This window comes from Stutzerimonas sp. FeSN7 (assembly GCF_030263795.1).
Classification (GTDB): Bacteria; Pseudomonadota; Gammaproteobacteria; order Pseudomonadales; family Pseudomonadaceae; genus Stutzerimonas; species Stutzerimonas stutzeri.
The window spans coordinates 86449-104095 of sequence record NZ_JARPMN010000002.1; the positions used below are offsets into that span (position 1 = coordinate 86449).

At 65.5% G+C, this 17647-nt stretch carries 14 protein-coding genes and 1 pseudogene; 10 read left to right on the forward strand and 5 right to left on the reverse strand.

The features are described from left to right. Positions 1-2 precede the first annotated feature (2 nt). The 3 genes from P5703_RS23295 to P5703_RS23305 all read left to right on the forward strand — a co-directional run bounded on the left by P5703_RS23295 (position 3) and on the right by P5703_RS23305 (position 3660). Positions 3-872: an endonuclease/exonuclease/phosphatase family protein gene (locus tag P5703_RS23295; protein ID WP_011915061.1), complete on the forward strand. Its 870-nt coding sequence runs from the start codon at positions 3-5 to the stop codon at positions 870-872. Next, positions 869-2740: a GGDEF domain-containing protein gene (locus P5703_RS23300; RefSeq protein WP_285590466.1), complete on the forward strand. Its 1872-nt coding sequence runs from the start codon at positions 869-871 to the stop codon at positions 2738-2740. The genes P5703_RS23295 and P5703_RS23300 overlap by 4 nt, the downstream gene beginning before the upstream one ends. A 131-nt stretch (positions 2741-2871) precedes the next feature. Next, on the forward strand, positions 2872-3660 hold the full coding sequence (locus P5703_RS23305; RefSeq protein ID WP_011915059.1) for an N-acetylmuramoyl-L-alanine amidase: 789 nt from the start codon (positions 2872-2874) through the stop codon (positions 3658-3660). 2 nt (positions 3661-3662) lie between these two features. On the opposite strand, the gene P5703_RS23310 is transcribed toward P5703_RS23305, so the two are convergent. The 3 genes from P5703_RS23310 to algB are packed head-to-tail and all read right to left on the reverse strand — an operon-like array spanning position 3663 to position 7222. Beyond that, positions 3663-4067: a DUF1330 domain-containing protein gene (locus P5703_RS23310; RefSeq protein WP_014598060.1), complete on the reverse strand. Its 405-nt coding sequence runs from the start codon at positions 4065-4067 to the stop codon at positions 3663-3665. Positions 4068-4091: 24 nt separating this feature from the next. Beyond that, positions 4092-5879, reverse strand: a complete 1788-nt coding sequence (locus P5703_RS23315; protein ID WP_017244149.1) for a KinB sensor domain-containing domain — start codon at positions 5877-5879, stop codon at positions 4092-4094. Beyond that, positions 5876-7222 carry a sigma-54-dependent response regulator transcription factor AlgB gene (algB, locus tag P5703_RS23320; protein WP_014598058.1) on the reverse strand — a complete coding sequence of 449 codons (1347 nt, stop codon included), beginning with the start codon at positions 7220-7222 and terminating at the stop codon, positions 5876-5878. Before algB ends, P5703_RS23315 begins: the two co-directional genes overlap by 4 nt. Before the next feature lie 304 nt (positions 7223-7526). Between algB and P5703_RS23325 the strand changes: the two genes are divergently transcribed. From P5703_RS23325 to P5703_RS23340, 4 genes are all read left to right on the forward strand, one after another. Further along, positions 7527-7958 (forward strand): PA2169 family four-helix-bundle protein, encoded by a 432-nt coding sequence (locus P5703_RS23325; protein WP_014598057.1) that lies wholly within the window; start codon positions 7527-7529, stop codon positions 7956-7958. A 179-nt stretch (positions 7959-8137) separates the two neighbouring features. Then, positions 8138-8374: a hypothetical protein gene (locus tag P5703_RS23330; RefSeq protein WP_014598056.1), complete on the forward strand. Its 237-nt coding sequence runs from the start codon at positions 8138-8140 to the stop codon at positions 8372-8374. 111 nt (positions 8375-8485) lie between these two features. Continuing rightward, positions 8486-8656 (forward strand): DUF1328 domain-containing protein, encoded by a 171-nt coding sequence (locus P5703_RS23335; protein WP_003282841.1) that lies wholly within the window; start codon positions 8486-8488, stop codon positions 8654-8656. Between the two features lie 395 nt (positions 8657-9051). Next, the gene (locus P5703_RS23340) at positions 9052-10281 is read left to right on the forward strand and encodes a spore maturation protein (RefSeq protein WP_013984399.1); all 1230 of its coding nucleotides are present in this window, start codon (positions 9052-9054) and stop codon (positions 10279-10281) included. 96 nt (positions 10282-10377) lie between these two features. On the opposite strand, the gene P5703_RS23345 is transcribed toward P5703_RS23340, so the two are convergent. Then, positions 10378-12930, reverse strand: a complete 2553-nt coding sequence (locus tag P5703_RS23345) for a TRAP transporter permease (RefSeq protein ID WP_061372843.1) — start codon at positions 12928-12930, stop codon at positions 10378-10380. A gap of 117 nt (positions 12931-13047) precedes the next feature. After that, on the reverse strand, positions 13048-14013 hold the full coding sequence (locus tag P5703_RS23350; protein ID WP_011915051.1) for a TAXI family TRAP transporter solute-binding subunit: 966 nt from the start codon (positions 14011-14013) through the stop codon (positions 13048-13050). A gap of 604 nt (positions 14014-14617) precedes the next feature. Here P5703_RS23350 and P5703_RS23355 point away from each other — a divergent pair. The 3 genes and pseudogenes from P5703_RS23355 to P5703_RS23365 form a co-directional block, all read left to right on the forward strand. Continuing rightward, on the forward strand, positions 14618-16204 hold the full coding sequence (locus P5703_RS23355) for a methyl-accepting chemotaxis protein (RefSeq protein ID WP_285590470.1): 1587 nt from the start codon (positions 14618-14620) through the stop codon (positions 16202-16204). Between the two features lie 294 nt (positions 16205-16498). After that, entirely contained in the window at positions 16499-16663 is a 165-nt protein-coding gene (locus P5703_RS23360; protein ID WP_013984394.1) for a hypothetical protein, read from the forward strand. Positions 16664-16814: 151 nt separating this feature from the next. After that, positions 16815-17570, forward strand: a pseudogene (locus P5703_RS23365) (PAS domain-containing protein); the annotation flags it as partial. Positions 17571-17647: the final 77 nt, after the last annotated feature.

A 17647-nucleotide genomic window follows, 5' to 3' on the forward strand; every position in this document is an offset into this window, starting at 1 on the left:
GCATGCTGCGCCGTTGGAGTGCCCCACGCCTTGCCGGCCCCGGCAAGGCACGGGTCAATCCGCACTGCCTGGCCAGCACCGGCCTGCCGGCCGATGGCCGGCTGCGCCTGCTCAGCTTCAACATCCAGGTTGGCATCAGCACCGAGCGCTACCACCATTACCTGACGCGCAGCTGGCAGCATCTGCTGCCCCATCCGGGTCGGGCCGGCAACCTGCAGCGCATCGGCGAGGTGCTCGGCAACTATGACCTGGTGGCGCTGCAGGAGGCCGACGGCGGCAGCCTGCGGTCCGGCTATGTCAATCAGGTCGAGCATCTGGCCCACCTGGGTGCGTTTCCCTACTGGTATCAGCAGCTCAATCGCAACCTCGGACGCTTCGCCCAGCACAGCAACGGGGTGCTTAGCCGCCTGGAGCCCCAGGGCCTGGAGGACCACCCGCTACCTGGGCCGTCGGGACGCGGCGCGATCCTGCTGCGTTTTGGCGAGGGCGCGGACGCGCTGGTGGTGGTGATGATGCACCTGGCACTCGGCGGCGGCGCCCGGGCCCGGCAGCTGGCCTACATTCGCGACCTGATCGGCGACTATCGGCATCAGGTACTGATGGGCGACATGAACACCCACGCCAACGACCTGCTGGAGAACTCGCCGTTGCGCGATCTCGGCCTGTTGGCGCCGCAGGTCGAAGCGACCTTCCCCAGCTGGCGGCCGCAGCGCTGCCTGGACCATATTCTGCTCAGCCCGAGCCTTACGCTTGAACGTGTGGACGTGCTGGCTCTGCCGATTTCCGACCATTTGCCGGTGGCGGTGGAAATTCGGCTGCCCGATTCCCTGCGGGCGGACTCCCTGCCGGTACAGGTGCCTGAACGTAAATGAGCGAAGAAGCCGAACGCTGGAAGGAAAAGTATCTTCAGCTGGCCGAGCGCCAGGAGCAGCTGGACGCCCGCTGGGAGCAGCGCGTCGATCTGTTGCGACGCAGCCTGGTGCGCAGCAGCCTGGCGGTGGAGGGCGCCGACCCCGCCGTCGAGCGCTGCCTGCAGCAGATGCGCGAGGTCCTGCGTGACGGGGATCTGGACGATGGGCTGGGTCAGCTGGTTCCACGCCTGGAAAAGGCGGTGCTGGACTCCGAACGCCACCGCCAGGAGCGTGCCGTTCAGTTGACCGAGGCGCTGCATCGGCTGGTGTCCCAATTGCTGGGGATGTCGGTGCCCGCCGAGCTGCGCAAGCCGCTCAAACGCTTCGCCAAGGATCTGGACCAGCGTGCAGCCAGATTGCGCGAGCTGCCGCTACTGCTCGGCGAGCTGAGTGTACTGCAGGGTCAGGTTCTCAACCTGCAGGGCTTGTCCGCGCCGCAGCAGAGCGGCTTTCTGAAGCGCCTGTTCGGGGGACGGGACAGCCAATCGGCGGCCCCGCTCGAGACGGCGATTCCAGCGGCGGCGTCGGCCCCAGCGGTCGCGGTCGCGGTCGAGGCAGAGGCGGTCGTCGTCGGCGAGACGGCCGTCGCCTCCACCGTGACCGAGCCGTCCGTGGTGACAACCTTGCCGGAGCCGGCGAACGAAGAGCAGCAGGCCGTCGAGCCTGTCGTCTCGGCAGTTGAGCCCGAAGCGGACGAGCCGGTGGCGGACGCCGAGCTGCCGCCAGCGGCCGAGCCGCTGCCGCAGGAGGCCGCCTATGCGCTGCCGGATTCGCCGGAGCCCGCTTTCAGCGTTGTCGCCGAACGTGTGGAGGCGACGCTCAGCAGTCTGCTCGACAGCCTGCATCTGTCCGAGCAGCATCAACCGCAACTGCAGACGTTGCGCGCGCGAATCCAGCAGGGCCTGAACTGGTACGAGCTGGTGCCGGTGCTGGACGATCTGGCGATGCTGATGATCGCCTTCAGCGATCAGGGTCAGCGCGATTTCGAGAACTACCTGCAGACCCTCAACGAGCGTCTGACTGCGATGCAGGAGAACCTGCTCGCCGCCCACCAGGGCCATGTGGAAGGCCGCGATGCGGCGCAGGCGCTGGACGCCGAGCTGCGCGAACAAGTCGGCGGGCTGCAGCACAGCATGCGTGAAGCCACCGATCTGAACAGCCTCAAGCGGGTGGTGGAGGCGCGTCTGGATGGCCTGCTGGACACCGTGGACAACTACCGTCGCCAGCGCAGCGAGCAGGAGCAGAAACTGGGCGAGCGCCTGCAGCAGCTGGTCAGCCGTGTCGGCAGCCTGGAACAGGCGGCACGGGGGCTGCGCGGCCATCTGGAAGAGCAGCGGCAGAAGGCCCTGCAGGACCCGCTGACCGGACTGCCCAACCGGGCGGCATGGAATGAACGGCTGGATCTCGAATTCGCCCGCTGGCAACGCTACGGTGGCGATCTGCTGCTGGCCGTGCTGGATGTCGATCACTTCAAGCGGGTCAACGACGGCTACGGCCATCTGGCCGGCGATCGGGTGCTGAAGATCATCGGCACGGAGCTGCAGAAGCGGTTGCGCAAGACCGACTTCATCGCCCGTTTCGGTGGTGAGGAGTTCGTCGTGCTGTTGCCCAACACGCCTTACGAGGCGGGGCGGCAGCTGATGGAAACGCTGCGCGAGTCCATCGGCAGTTGCCCGTTCCACTTCAAGGGCGAGCGGGTTGCCATCACCCTGTCCGCCGGTTTGACGGCATTCGTTATTGGCGACACCGCCGAGCGTGCCTTCGAGCGTGCCGACCGGGCGCTCTACCGCGCCAAGGATTCGGGACGCAATCGTGTCGAGCCAGCCTGACCGGCTGGCCTGGCCTGTATCCGGGCGCCCGGTATAATCACGACCCTCGCCGCTCCGGCATCGAATCGCCACCGCATGCCGGGCTCCTGCCCATCTGCGTCATTTGCGCCGTCGACACAGAGGTCGTCCCGATGAAATTGCTCTCCGCTACCCTCTTGCTTCTGCTGCTGGCCGGCTGTGCCAGCGGCCCACGCATCGACACCAGCCACAGCTCGATCGGCCACGACAGCCGCGTCCAGTTCATCGTGCTGCATTACACCTCTACCGACCTGCCGCGCTCGCTGGAGCTGCTCAGCGGGCGCGATGTGAGCAGCCACTACCTGATCGGTGAGTCGCCGGCGACCATCTACCGCCTGGTGGACGAGGATCGCCGCGCCTGGCATGCCGGGGAGAGCGAATGGAACGGGCGTACCTGGCTGAACGCCACCTCGATCGGCATCGAGCTGGTCAATCAGGGCTACGAGCAGAGCGCGGACGGACGGCGGCTCTGGTATCCCTACTCGCAGGCACAGATCGATGCGCTGGTGGTACTGCTCAAGGACATCATGGCGCGTCATGGCCTGAAACCGGGCGCCATCATCGGCCACAGCGACATCGCGCCGCAGCGCAAGGTCGATCCGGGGCCGCTGTTTCCCTGGAAGCGCCTGGCCGAGGAGGGCCTGGTGCCCTGGCCGGATGCCGGCGCGGTGGCGGCGGCGCAGGCGCACTACGCCGCGGCGGGGCTGCCGGCGATCGGCTGGTTCCAGGAGGCACTGGCGGCGCAGGGTTATCGGGTACCCCGCCACGGCCATCTGGATGACGAGACGCGCAATGTGATCGCCGCGTTCCAGATGAAGTACCGCCCGACCCGCTTCGATGGAGAGCCGGACGCGGAAACCGCGGCGATGCTGCAGGTGCTGGTCGCCCAGGCGAGCCGCTGACCTCAGTAGCGGGTGGTGCCGATCAGTCTCGAGTCGGCCAGGGCCGCGCTGCGGTGCTCGGCCGCGGCCTGGTATTCGCGGTCGCTGAGCATGGCCAGGAAGGCTTCCTTGGACGGGTAGCTGACCAGCAGCAGGTCATCCCATTCTTCCTCCGGCGGCGCGATCAGCGTCGCATGGGCCTTGGCGCGCAGCTCCACCGCGCCGCCTCCGGCCTGCACCTTGGTCAGCGCCACGCGGCTGTAGCGGGCATAGGCCTCGCGGCCGCTGCAGGGGCTGTGCGGGCTGCCCGGCGGGTAGGTGGCCTGGGCGTTGTAGCGCAACAGATTGAGCATCAGGATCGGCACGCCCGAGGGCATCGCCGCCACATGGTCGGCGAGCTGCTCGGGGCTGGGGTTCAGACTCGGCATGGCAGGTTCCTCGATGGGGCGCCGTCAGATCGGCAGCGCCACGTAGAAGATAGTGCCGTGGCCGATCCGCGAGTGCACGCCAATGCGGCCACCATGCAGCTGGGCAATTTCCTTGCATAAGGCAAGCCCCAGTCCGGCCCCGCCGCGACGGCGGCCGATCTGCACGAAGGGTTCGAAGATGCGTGCCTGCTGGCTGTAGGGAATGCCTTCGCCGTTGTCCTCGACGCTGAGGATCAGCCGCTCGCCATGATGCCGCGCCAGCAGGCGCACCTCGCCGCCCCTGGGCGTGTGGCGCAGGGCGTTGCTCAGCAGGTTGTCCAGCACCCGCTCGATCTGCTGGCGGTCGAGCATCAGCGTTGGCAGCGGCTGCTGCAGCTCCAGCTTGAGCTGCACGTCCTGCTCGGCGGCGTTGACCTCGAAGCGCTGGCGCGCGGCTTCGAGCAGCTCCGGCACGTCGCACTGCTCCAGCTCCAGTTTCTGCTGGCCGCTCTGGTAGCGGGAGAAATTGAGCAGGTCGTTGATCAGCCTGACCAGGCGCTGCATTTCCTCGTGCACCGTATCGAACAGGTCGGATTCGCGACTGTCGGCGGGGTAGCGCAGGCGCTCGCGCAACAGGCTGAAGGCCATCTGCATGCCGGTGACCGGGGTGCGCAGTTCGTGGGAGGCGCGCAGCACGAATTCGTTGCGCACGCGTTCGAAGGTGCGCTGGTCGGTGACGTCGTGCAGCACCATCACCGCGCCACTGATGCTGCCGTCGTGGTGGCTCACCGGGCTGATGCGCCAGGCCAGCAGGCGCCGTTCGCCGTCGGCCTCGATGACCAGATCCTCTGGCGGGTCGGACAGCGGCTTGTCGTCCAGTACCTGCCGCGCGGCGTTGTCCAGTTGCGGATAGCCCAGCGCTTCGCCAAGGGTGGAGCCCAGGTGCTCGTTCTCCCAGGCCAGCTGCCGCTGCGCCACCGGGTTGGCGTGCTCCAGGCGACCGTCGCGGTCGACGATCAGCAGGCCGTCGTCGATGCTGTCGAGCAGCGCCTGCAGGCGCTGCTGACCGTTTACCAGGGCCTCCACGTTGGTCTGCTTGAACTCGTGCAGAGCCTGCGCCATGAGACCGAAGCGCCGGCTCAGGGACGACAGCTCGGCGATCGGCGGGGTCGGCAGGGCGATGTTGAAATCCCCGCGGCCGATCTGGTCGGCAGCGGCGGACAGCCGCTCGATCGGCTCGCCGAAACGTCGCGCGAAGCTGTGCGCGGTAATGAAGCCGATCAGCAGCACGGCTATTGCGGTGAGTCCCAGCAGGCCCGCCAGCAACGAGGCGCGATCACGGCTGCGCAGCTCGGTGTCGCGGATCTTGTCGTAGGCCGCGCCCTGCATGTCGGTCATCAGGCCGCGGACCTTGTTGAAGGACTGGCTCAGCGGGTTGTCTTCCAGCAGGGTCAGGTTCTGATGGCGGCTGGCTTCGATCTGCTGCAGGAAGGCGGCATAGGCGCTGGCGACTGCACGGAAGGCCTGACGGTCGACATCGTCATTGGCCTCGGCGATGCCGCGCTCCAGGGTCTGCTGGAAGCTCTGGCGCAGCGGGGCGAGCGCCTCGCTGCGGTTGTCGTCGGTAAGCATCACGATCAGATGATTGCCCAGCGTCTGACGCAACTGCTGGTTGATCTCGATGATGCTGAAGTTGTCGCGGATCAGCTGCTCCTGGCTCTTGGCCATCTGCATCACGCTGACCAGCGCCAGCAGCAGGCCCAGCAGGGCCACCGTCATCAGTGCCGAGAACCCGAGGAAGAGTCGGGTTCGCAGCTTCATCTGCAGTTTCATAGGCCGTACTGCTTGCGCTTTCTGTACAGGGTCGAGGCGTCGATGCCGAGGATGCGTGCGGCCTGCTCCAGGGTGTCACTGGTGCTCAGCACGCCGGCGATGTGCGCCTTCTCCAGTGCCTCCAGGCTCAGCGGCTCGCCGATGCGCGGCGCGTTGCTACCTGCCTGTTCGCCGAGCCCGAGGTGGTTGACCTCGATCATCTGCTGCGGGCAGATGATGCTTGCCCGCTCCACCACGTTGCGCAGTTCGCGCACGTTGCCGGGCCAGCGATAGGCCTTGAGCGCCACCACCGCAGCATCGCTGAAGCCGCGCGCCGGGCGCCCGTAGTTCTTGACGAAGGCGGCGAGGAAGCGCTCGGCCAGGGCCAGTACGTCTTCCGGGCGCTCGCGCATCGGTGGCAGATTGAGGGTGATGACGTTGAGGCGGTAGAGCAGGTCCTCGCGGAACTTGCCCTCGCGGACCATCTCCTCGAGATTGAGGTTGGTCGCCGCCAGGATGCGCACATCGGCGCGGCGGGTGACCGGGTCGCCGACGCGTTCGTATTCCTTGTCCTGAATGAAGCGCAGCAGCTTGGGTTGCAGCGCCAGCGGGAAGTCGCCGATCTCGTCGAGGAACAGCGTGCCGCCGTCGGCCTGGTTGACCCGACCGAGCGTGCTTTCGGTGGCTCCGGTGAAGGCACCGCGGTTGTGCCCGAACAGCTCGCTTTCCATCAGGTCGGCCGACAGTGACGGGCAGTTGATGGTGACGAAGGCCTTCTTCGAGCGCCGGCTCCAGGTGTGGATGGCACGCGCCAGCTCGCCCTTGCCGGTGCCGGATTCGCCGAGGATGAGGATGTTGGCATCGGTGTCGGCGACCTGCCGGGCGGTCTCCAGCACGGCCATCATCGCCGGGCTGTGCGAGCCAAGCGCATCGCTGCGCTGCTTCATCTCGCCTTCCAGTGCTTCCAGGCGCGCTGCCATCTGCCGGACTTCCAGCTGCTTGGCGGCCGACAGACGCAGCTGTTCGGGGCTGCAGGGCTTGAGCAGGTAATCCGCGGCGCCGGCCTGCATGGCATCGACCGCTGTGTCCACCGCCGAGTGGGCGGTGACGATCACCACGCGCATCCAGGGCGCCAACGTGCGCATCTGCTGTAGCACGTCCAGACCGTTGTCTTCGCCCAGGCGCAGGTCGAGGAAGCACAGATCGAACACCTGGCGTTGCAGGATCGCTTCGGCCTGTGCGGCGCTGGCTGCCGTCATCACCGTATAGCCACGGTCTTCCAGGCAGTAACGAAAGGTACGCAGGATCGCCGCTTCGTCATCCACCAGGAGGATGCGTCCGCCGTTGTCCGTCGTTTGGTCCATGGATGCTCCCATCAAAAGGCGAGTTCGGTCGCTATAGAGATTCGATTATGGCGTGTCGAGCGCCGTCGCGGCGCCGTTGCGTTGCTGGCGAGTGCTTTAGTCTATGAAAAGTCTTGCAAGTTGCACGGTGCTGGCAAGGCTTTCCTGCATGCTGCATTCCCCTGTGCAGAGGGGTGCGTCCAAGTGCCTGATTTGTCGGGGGCGCCAATGGCCGCGCGGGTGGCATGGCGCTTGCGACCCTCTGGAGACGGGCGCCGACCCATTCACGGGCGGCCACATCTGTCGCAACCACGCAGGAGGTGTCATGAACAAGTCCATGAACCAGCTCAACGAGCTCATCGAGATCACCCGCGACGGGCAGCGTTTCTACCAGCATGCTGCCGAGGAAGTAAAGGACGTCGAGCTGCAGCACCTGTTCCGCGATCTGGCCCAGGCCAAGACGCAGATCATCCAGGCCCTGAGCGTCAAGGTCGCCGCCAGCCATGAACAGCCTTCGCAAGGCGGCACGCTGACCGGGCGCATGCGCGAGCTGTACGCCGACACCCGTTCGCGCATCGGCGATCACGACACGCCCTATGTCGATCAGCTCGAGCAGACCGAAGCACACATCCTGGAGGCTTTCGAAGACGCCGTGCAGGACGCCGAGCCGGATGTACGGGCTTTGTTGGCTATTGAGCTGCCCAAGCTGCGTACCTGCCACGAGCGCATGCGCCAGCTCAAACAGGCCCGACACTGATTCGTGCAAAACGCCCGGCTGGCTAGGGGCTGCCTTGCAAATTGAGTTGAATGCAGCGATTTGCCATAAGGCCAAGCCATTGATTTTAAAGGATTTTTATATATTCGGAAGGCTGGCACGACGCCTGCAATAACAGGGTTATCGAAACGAAGTTCGCCACGCTTAGAAGGAGTTGAGGAATGAATCGCCAAGCCCGCTTATCGCTAGCCAGCAAGGGTTTCCTCTCTGCTGCGGTTGTCATGCTGATCATGGGTGCCGAGCGCCCGCTGTCGCAACCGCTCAGCCAGGCGCAACAGAATTCCGCGGAACGAATCGGTATGTACGACGCTCAACCTATTGAGCTCATGCGAACCGGACAAGAACCGCAAACCATCGATTATCGCCAGGCGCCTGCCGAGCAGCGCTGGGTGTTCTGAGCAACGAAGGGGACGTGCGAGCGAACCAGCAGGGATGCGTAACAACAATCGATGCCGATCGGACTGATCTGATCCGCTGAGAACCGTTCCTGAACCAAGAGGAGTCACACCATGCTGAGTTGGGCCATTACCTTCCTGATCATTGCCATCATCGCTGCAGTTCTGGGCTTCGGTGGTATCGCAGGCACTGCTACAGGTATTGCGAAGATCCTGTTCGTGGTCTTCCTGGTGCTGTTTGTGGCATCGCTGATCTTCGGCCGCGGCCGCGGACCGCGTGTCTGATGCGTCGATAGCCGCCCGCAAGGGCGGCTGCATTCAGGAGTACCAGCGGCATAGGAAGCCAAATTCGCCGGGTCATGTTCGGCCAACGAAGGTGATCCACAAAGCGCGCAGGGTGTAACGGCCACGCGCGCTCAACCCCTGCAACGGGGTGAACCATGGGGTCGGGTTGTTCTGCCTGGCGGAACGACCTAGGGGTACAGGGAGTACCTCCATTTACTGGACCGGGTTCTGCAAGCTGCGGCCGGTGGTGGCGTGATCGCCACCCCGGCATGCGGCGACAACCATCCGCTTTTCTCCCGCATATTCCCTCTCTTTCTCGTCTTGCTGCCGATCTGCGGATGACCCCCGCGCGCCCGCACCGCTATCATCGCGGCCAGCTTTGACGGGAGAACGATATGCTCAATGGCCTCTGGCTGGGCTTTTTTCTGGTCGCCGCGCTGGCTGCCCTGGGGCGCTGGCTGATCGGTGGCGATCCCGCGGTGTTCGCCGCGCTGGTGGAGAGCCTGTTCGCCATGGCCAAGCTGGCCGTGGAAGTGATGATCGTGCTGTTCGGCACCCTGACGCTCTGGCTGGGTTTCCTGCGCATCGCCGAAAAGGCCGGGCTGATCGAGCTGCTGGCGCGGCTGCTCGGGCCGCTGTTCCGCCGGCTGATGCCAGAAGTGCCGGCCGGGCACCCGGCGCTGGGGCTGATCACGCTCAATTTCGCCGCCAACGGGCTTGGTCTGGACAACGCCGCGACGCCTATCGGCCTCAAGGCGATGCGCGCACTGCAGGAGCTGAACCCGCTGCCCAGCGTGGCCAGCAATGCGCAGATCCTCTTCCTGGTGCTCAACACCTCTTCGCTCACGCTGCTGCCGGTGTCCATTTTCATGTACCGCGTGCAGCAGGGCGCGGATGACCCGACTCTGGTGTTCCTGCCGATTCTGCTGGCGACCAGTGCCTCGTCCCTGGCGGGCCTGCTTGCAGTGGCGCTGGTGCAGCGCCTGCGCCTGTGGGACCCGGTGGTGCTGGCCTATTTCATTCCCGGTGCGCTGCTGCTCGGCGGTTTCATGGCCCTGCTGGCAGGGCTGTCGGCCACCGCGCTGGCGTCGCTGTCCTCGTTGCTGGGCAACCTGACCCTGTTCGGCCTGATCATCGCCTTCCTCGTCGTCGGCGCGCTGCGCAAGGTGCCGGTGTACGAGGCGTTCGTCGAGGGCGCGAAGGAAGGCTTCGACGTCGCCAAGAGCCTGTTGCCGTATCTGATCGCCATGCTCTGCGCCATTGGCGCCCTGCGCGCATCCGGTGCGCTGGATTTCGGGCTGGAAGGCATTCGCTGGCTGGTCGAAGCGCTGGGCTGGGACACCCGCTTCGTCGACGCCCTGCCTACCGCGCTGGTCAAGCCGTTCTCCGGCAGCGCGGCGCGGGCGATGCTGATCGAGACCATGCAGAGTCAGGGCGTGGACAGCTTCCCTGCGCTGGTCGCGGCGACGGTGCAGGGCAGTACCGAGACCACCTTCTACGTGCTGGCGGTGTACTTCGGTGCGGTCGGCATCCAGCGCGCGCGGCATGCGGTGGGCTGTGCCTTGGTCGCGGATCTGGCCGGCATCATCGCTGCCATCGCGGTGTGCTACTGGTTCTTCGGTTGATCGTGGTGCCCTGGCGCGGGCACGCCGGTGGGAGCACTAAATGAAAAACCCCGGCACGCTCGCACGTGACCGGGGTTTCAGACGCTTCCGGGTCGATCAGGTCTGACGGCGGCGGCGCTGCATCCAGACGATCAGGCCGAACAGCAGGAAGCCCGGAATCCACATGAATTCCTTCGGCCAGCGGTCGGTCGGCGCGCGTACCGAGAGAATCTGCTGGTCGAACTCCAGCCCCGCCTCGGCAGCCGGGCTGCCGAAGGTGACGCTGTCCACCAGCAGCTTGCCGTCCTGCTCGTAGGTCATCAGGCCGATCTTCTCCAGCTTCTCCTCGCCCGAGGCGCCGTCCGGGATCGCCAGCAGCAGCACGAACTCACGGGCATCGCCCACTGCGTCCTCGCCGAGCACGCGCAGGCGCAGCTGGCTGTCTTCCTCGACGTTGCCCAGTGCCTCCACCAGCTGCGCCGGCGGAATCTCCTGATACGGGTCATGGATGAGATCCATCCAGAAGCCGGGGCGGAACAGGGTGAAGGCCACCAGCAGCAACAGCAGGCTCTCGTACCAGCGGCTGCGCACCAGGAAATAGCCCTGGGTGCCGGCGGCGAAGATCAGCATGGCGATGGTGGCGACGATGAAGATCAGCACGCCGTGCCAGAAGTCCACGCCGATCAGCAGCAGGTCGGTGTTGAAGATGAACAGGAACGGCAGCGCCGCGGTGCGCAGGCTGTAATAGAACGCGGTCACCCCGGTGCGGATCGGGTCGCCCTTGGACACCGCCGCCGCGGCGAACGAGGCCAGGCCCACCGGCGGCGTCACGTCGGCCATGATGCCGAAGTAGAAGACGAACAGATGCACCGCAATCAGCGGCACGATCAGCCCGTTCTGCTGGCCCAGGGCGACGATCACCGGCGCCAGCAGGCTGGACACCACGATGTAGTTGGCGGTGGTGGGCAGGCCCATGCCGAGGATCAGGCTGAGGAAGGCGGTGAGCAACAGCATCAGCAGCAGATTGCCCATCGACAGCAGTTCCACCAGATCCGCCAGCACCAGGCCCACGCCGGTCTGCGACACCGCGCCGACGATGATGCCCGCCGCCGCGGTGGCGATGCCGATGCCGATCATGTTGCGCGCACCGGCGATCAGGCCCTCGCGCAGGTCGATCACGCCGTCCATGAAGGTGCCGTCCACGTGGCTGCGGTCATGGCGCATCCATGACAGCAGCGGGCGCTGGGTGAGCAGGATGATCACCAGCATCACCGAACCCCAGAAGGCCGAGAGGCCGGGTGACAGCCGCTCGATCATCAGGCACCAGACCAGCACCACTACCGGCAGCAGGAAGTGCAGGCCGGAGAGCAGCACCGGACGGGTTTCCGGCAGCTTCTCCAGCGGCATGTTGGGATCTTCGTGGGGCAGCGGCGGGTTGCTCGCGGCGATCTTCAGCAGACCGAGGTAGACCAGCGCCAGCAGCCCGGCGATGACCCACAGCGCGGCATCGCCGAGGGCCGGCTTGAGCCAGCCGAGGCCGTAGTAGACGCCCAGCGAAAGGCCGGAGATCAGCGCGGCGCCGAAGGCGAAGCCGATCAGCCGCTGCATCCAGGGTTTGGCCACGTTGGCCCGCGGCAGCGCCTGCAGACCGAGCTTGAGCGATTCCAGGTGGACGATGTAGATCAGCGCGATATAGGAGATCAGCGCCGGGAGAAAGGCATGCTTGATCACTTCCACATAGGGAATGCCGACGTACTCGACCATCAGGAAGGCCGCGGCACCCATCACCGGCGGCATGATCTGGCCATTGACCGAGGAGGCCACTTCCACCGCGCCGGCCTTCTCCGCCGAGAAGCCGGTGCGTTTCATCATCGGGATGGTGAAGGTGCCGGTGGTCACCACGTTGGCGATGGACGAGCCGGAGATCAGGCCGGTCATGCCGGAGGCCACCACGGCCGCCTTGGCCGGACCACCGCGAAAATGGCCGAGCATGCTGAAGGCCAGCTGAATGAAGTAGTGCCCGGCGCCGGCCCGCTCGAGCAGGGCACCGAACAGCACGAAGAGGAAGACGAAGCTGGTGGAGACGCCGAGGGCGATGCCGAACACGCCTTCGGTGGTGATCCACTGGTGGTTGGCCAGTGCGGTAAAGCTCACCCCGCGGTGGGCCAGCAGGCCGGGCATCCAGGGGCCGGCGACGCTGTAGACGAGGAACACCAGGGCGATGATCGCCAGCGGCGGGCCGAGGGCGCGGCGGGTGGCTTCCAGCAGCAGCGGTATGCCGATGCAGGCCGTGACCAGGTCCAGGGTGGTCAGGTTGCCGGGGCGCTGTGCCAGTTGCGAATAGGCGAGAAACAGATAGGCGGCGCAGGCGGCGGCCACCAGCCCGAGGGCGATGTCCATTAGCGGCACGCGGTCACGCGGCGAGCGCTTGAAGGCCGGGTAGGCGAGAAAAGCCAGCAGCAGGGCGAAGGCCAGGTGAATCGAGCGGGTTTCGGTGTCGTTCAGCACGCCGAAGCCGAGGATGAACGGCAGCGGCGAGGCGATCCACAGCTGGAACAGCGACCAGAGCAGTGCGAGCCCGGCGATGACCGCGGCCATCGGCCCGGCGGGCGAACGTGCACCGACGTCCTGGGCGATCAGTTCCTCGGTGGACAGTTGTTTGTCTTGCATGAAATGAGGCCTGTTTTTTTCAGGTAACGGAACCGCGAAAACCCGTGGCCATACGGCGCACGGGTTCTCAGCTGAGGCATGGCAATCAGGCCGGCGGACGACGCGGCCTGTCCAACCTTACAGCCAGCCGCGTTCCTTGTAGTAACGCTCGGCGCCTTCATGCAGCGGAGCGCTCAGGCCGACTTCGATCATCTCTTCCGGCTTCAGGTCCTTGAAGGCCGGATGCAGGCGCTGGAAGCGCTCGATGTTCTCGAACACCGACTTGACCAGCTGGTAGACCACTTCGGCATCGACCTTGGAGGTAGTGGACAGCACGGCCTTGCCACCGATGGACTGGGTCGCCTGGTCGTTGCCCTTGTACAGGCCGCCGGGAATCTCGGCCTTGGTGTAGTAGCTGCGCTCTTCGAGCAGCTTGTCGATCTCCGGGCCGGTGATCGGCACCAGCACCGCGTCGGTGGTGGTGGTGGCTTCCTGGATCGCGCCGTTGGGGTGACCGACGAAGTAGGTCATGGCATCGATGTTGTTGTCGCCCAGTGCGCTGGCCTGCTCAGCCGGCTTCAGCTCGGCGGCCAGGGAGAACACCGACTTGTCCCAGCCCTTGACCTTCATGATCTCTTCGAGGGTGTCGCGCTGACCGGAACCGGGGTTGCCGATGTTGACGCGCTTGCCCTTGAGGTCATCGAGCCCCTTGATGTTGGCGCTGCGACGGGCCAGTACGGTGAAGACTTCGCTCTGCAGGGAGAACACCGCGCGGATGTCGTCCATCTTCCCTTCTTTCTCGAAGGGTGCGACGCCTTCCATTGCCTTGTACTGGTGGTCGGACTGCATGATGCCGAAGTTGAATTCGCCACTGCGCAGACCGTTGACGTTGGCCACGCCGCCGCCGCTGGCCGGGGCGTTGCACTTGATGTTTTCCGCATTGCGGTTGACGAAGCGGCAGATCGATTGCCCGGCTACGTAGTAAACGCCGGTCTGCCCGCCCGTGCCGATGGTGACGAACTTCTCTTGCGCCTGTGCCACTGTGCTCAGGCCGGTTCCCGCCAGAGCAGCGGTAAAGATCCATGCCAAGGATTTGCCTTTCATGGATGCACTCCTTTTTGGTTGTTTTCGGAATCCCGGGCATCCCTTGTGAGTCTGCGCGGAACTTGAGTCTAGCAGGCGGCTGCGCCTGGAACAGCCCACGGACCCCCCATGCCGATCCGCTAATCCGCGCACCCTTTGCTACGACCGACTTGCCGACCAAGGGTTGCGGAGGGGCGCGCGAAATTTCTTGCTATAAAGATGTACAGATAAGATATATTTGTACAAAATTGATATCACTTTGGCATGTTCGGAATAAAAGCCGACCAGCGGAGTGGACTTCAGTCGCATTGCACGCGCAAAGCAGGTGCCATCATTATGGCATCAGTCTCCAGGCGAGGAGACATGCTGACCGGACAGGACCGACGGGCCTGTCGACTGAAGCGCCATCAAGGATCACCCGCAGGGACGGTTCGATGCTGGCGCTTTTTTCATGCCCGTTTTCCGCGCGACAAAAACGATACAAACGACCCGTTGGGCCGTCCGAGGCAGGGACCATCACCGCAGGGTGAGCGATTGGCAGGAGCGCCCGATGCACCCGAGGTGCGTCGACACGAGACGTGCATGGCGGAACAGAACGACAACTGCCTTGCTCACGAAAGCCACCATGCGCATGAATCTGCCGGTCATCGGCCGCGATGTTTCCATCAGCGATACCGCCAATATCCTTTCCACCACGGATCTCAACGGTGACATCACCTATGTGAATCCGGATTTCATCAAGATCAGCGGCTTCGACGAGGACGAGCTGCTCGGCCAGCACCACAACATCGTGCGCCATCCGGACATGCCCCGCGAGGCGTTCGCCGACCTCTGGTCCAGCGTGCGCGGCGGCAATTCTTGGATGGGCATGGTCAAGAACCGCTGCAAGAACGGCGATCACTACTGGGTCAGCGCGTTCGTCACCCCGATCAGCCGCAATGGCCGGGTGGTCGAGTACCAGTCGGTGCGCACCAAGCCGCAGCCGGCGCAGATCGCCGCCGCCGAAGGGTTGTACGCCCAGCTGCGTGACCAGCGGCCGCCGGCGGCGCTGCGGCGCGCGCCGCTCAGCGCGCGCAGTCGCGTGGCGCTGTGCGCCGCGTTGGGTGCGGCCCCGTGCGTGATCGGCGGAGCCCTGCTCGGTGGTGTTGGCCTGGGTGTGGCGCTGCTTACCGCGACGGTGGCGGCCGCGGCGGCCAGCGCTCTGACCTACCTGGCGCTGGCGCCCCTGCAGCGACTCGCCGAACAGGCGCGCCGGGTCGGCGACAATCCGGTGGGGCAGCTGATCTACGCCGGCCGGCGTGACGAGTACGGCCAGATCGCCTTCGCCATGAAGATGCTGGAAACCGAAGCCGGCGCCATGGTCGGCCGCATCGGCGACGCCTCGCGCCAGCTCAGCCAGCACGCCCAGGAACTGCTCGGCGCGATGGACAGCAGCACCGAGAGCGCGGCGCGCCAGCAGAGCGAAACCGATCAGGTCGCCACCGCGATCAACCAGATGGCGGTCAGTGTGCAGGACGTGGCGAACAACGCCCAGCGCACCGCGGAAGCGGCCAGCCGCGCCGACAACGAGGCGGCCACCGGCACCGAGGTGGTCAATCGCACCGGCGTCGCCATCGGCCAGCTGGCGCAGGACATCCAGCATGCCGGCGACGTGATCCACCAGCTGGAAGCGCACAGCAACGACATCACCAAGGTGCTCGATGTCATCCGCGGCATCGCCGAGCAGACCAATCTGCTGGCGCTCAACGCAGCCATCGAGGCGGCGCGTGCCGGCGAGCAGGGCCGGGGCTTCGCCGTGGTCGCCGACGAGGTGCGCAGCCTGGCCTCGCGCACTCAGCAGTCGACCCGGGAGATCAACGACATGATCGGCGCGCTGCAGGGCGGTGCGCGTCAGGCGGTGGAAGTCATGCAGCGCAGCCGCGAGCAGGCCATGCAGAGCGTCGAACAGGCCGAACAGGCGGCGCGCTCGCTGCAGGGCATCAACAGCCGGGTCAACGAGATCAGTGCGATGAGCATGCAGATCGCCGCGGCGGTGGAGCAGCAGAGCGCGGTCAGCGAGAACATCAACCAGAACATCGTCAGCATTCGCGGCGGTTCCGATCGTCACGTGGAGAGCGGTCTGCGCAGTCGGCAAAGCGCCTCGGGCGTCGCCGAGCTGGCCGGCAGCATGGAGATGCTGGTGCAGCAATTCTGGACACGACGACGCGGCTGACGTACAGCCAGTGACCCAGCTTGGTGCAGGCCGCAGACGCCGAACGCCGCCGCCTGCACCGGCATCGATGGGCTTGTTACGGCGCATGCGTGCAGGCAGAATGCCACTAGTTTCGCATGCTGCGAAAGCTGCTTTACCGCTCAGGACAATCGGACCTGATAGCTAAGGCGCCAGCCGTGACATCCCTCCGGGATGAACCTCGACTGGCGCCTTTTTTATTGCTCTGAAACCAGCCGGCCGACCACCGGGGCCAAGCCGGCACCCAATCTGCATGTGGCACACGAAGACGAACCGATGCTGACCGAAGAAGCCCTGCGTACCGCGCTGGAAGACACCATCCAGGTGCTCGAACGCACCCGCCGCTCGTTCAAGTCCCGCGAGCTCGGCCAGTTGCGCCGGCGCCTGATCGATCTGCTCGAACAACTGGAAACCGATACCGGCGAGAAAGAGGAGGGCTGACTGCACAGTCGTCACGACAGCAAGGTAAACAGCAACGCAGCAAGCAGCATGTAAACAAGAAGGTGCTTCGCACCGATCCGAGCGCCGCCACCAGAAGCGGCGCCGAACCTGCCTCGCGTACTCAGACCATTTTTCCAGGGAAGATCTGTTTATGCGCCTCAACCTGCCCGTCAGCGGCCGTGAAGTCATGGTCGGTGAAACGGCGAACATCCTGTCCACCACCGATCTCAAAGGCACCATCACCTACGCCAACCCGGACTTCGTCGCGATTTCCGGCTTTGACGAAGCCGAACTGCTCGGCGCGCCGCATAACCTGGTCCGTCACCCGGACATGCCGGTCGAAGCCTTCGCCGATCTCTGGCAGACGCTGCAGACGAGCCGCTCGTGGATGGGCATCGTCAAGAATCGCTGCAAGAACGGCGACCACTACTGGGTCAGCGCCTTCGCTACACCGGTCAGCCGCGACGGCAAGGTGGTGGAATACCAGTCTGTGCGAACCCGCGCCCAACCCGAGCAGATCCGTGCTGCCGAGGCGCTGTATGCCGCGCTGCGCGATGGCCGTGGCGCGCGGGCACTGCGTTGCACCATGGGCCTGCGCGAGCGAGTGGCGCTGCTGGCTGCCGGTGCCGGTGCGCTCGGTGTGGCCCTCGGTAGCCTGTTGGGTTCTGCTCCTGTCATTGCCACAGTGGCCGGGCTGGCGACGGGTGCGGCCGCCGCCGCGCTTGCGGCATTCACCCTGGCGCCGCTGTCGCGCCTGGCCCGGCAGGCGCGGCGAGTGGGGCACAACCCGGTCAGTCAGCTGATCTACACCGGGCGCAAGGATGAAATCGGCGAGATCGCCTTCGCCATGAAGATGCTGGAAACCGGCGTGGCGCAGCTGGCCGACGGCATGCTCGAACTGGTGCAGCAGTTCTGGGCGCGACGACGGGCCTGACGGCAGCCTGTCGGCCGGAGCGGGACAACGTGCCATCACAGTGGCGTCAT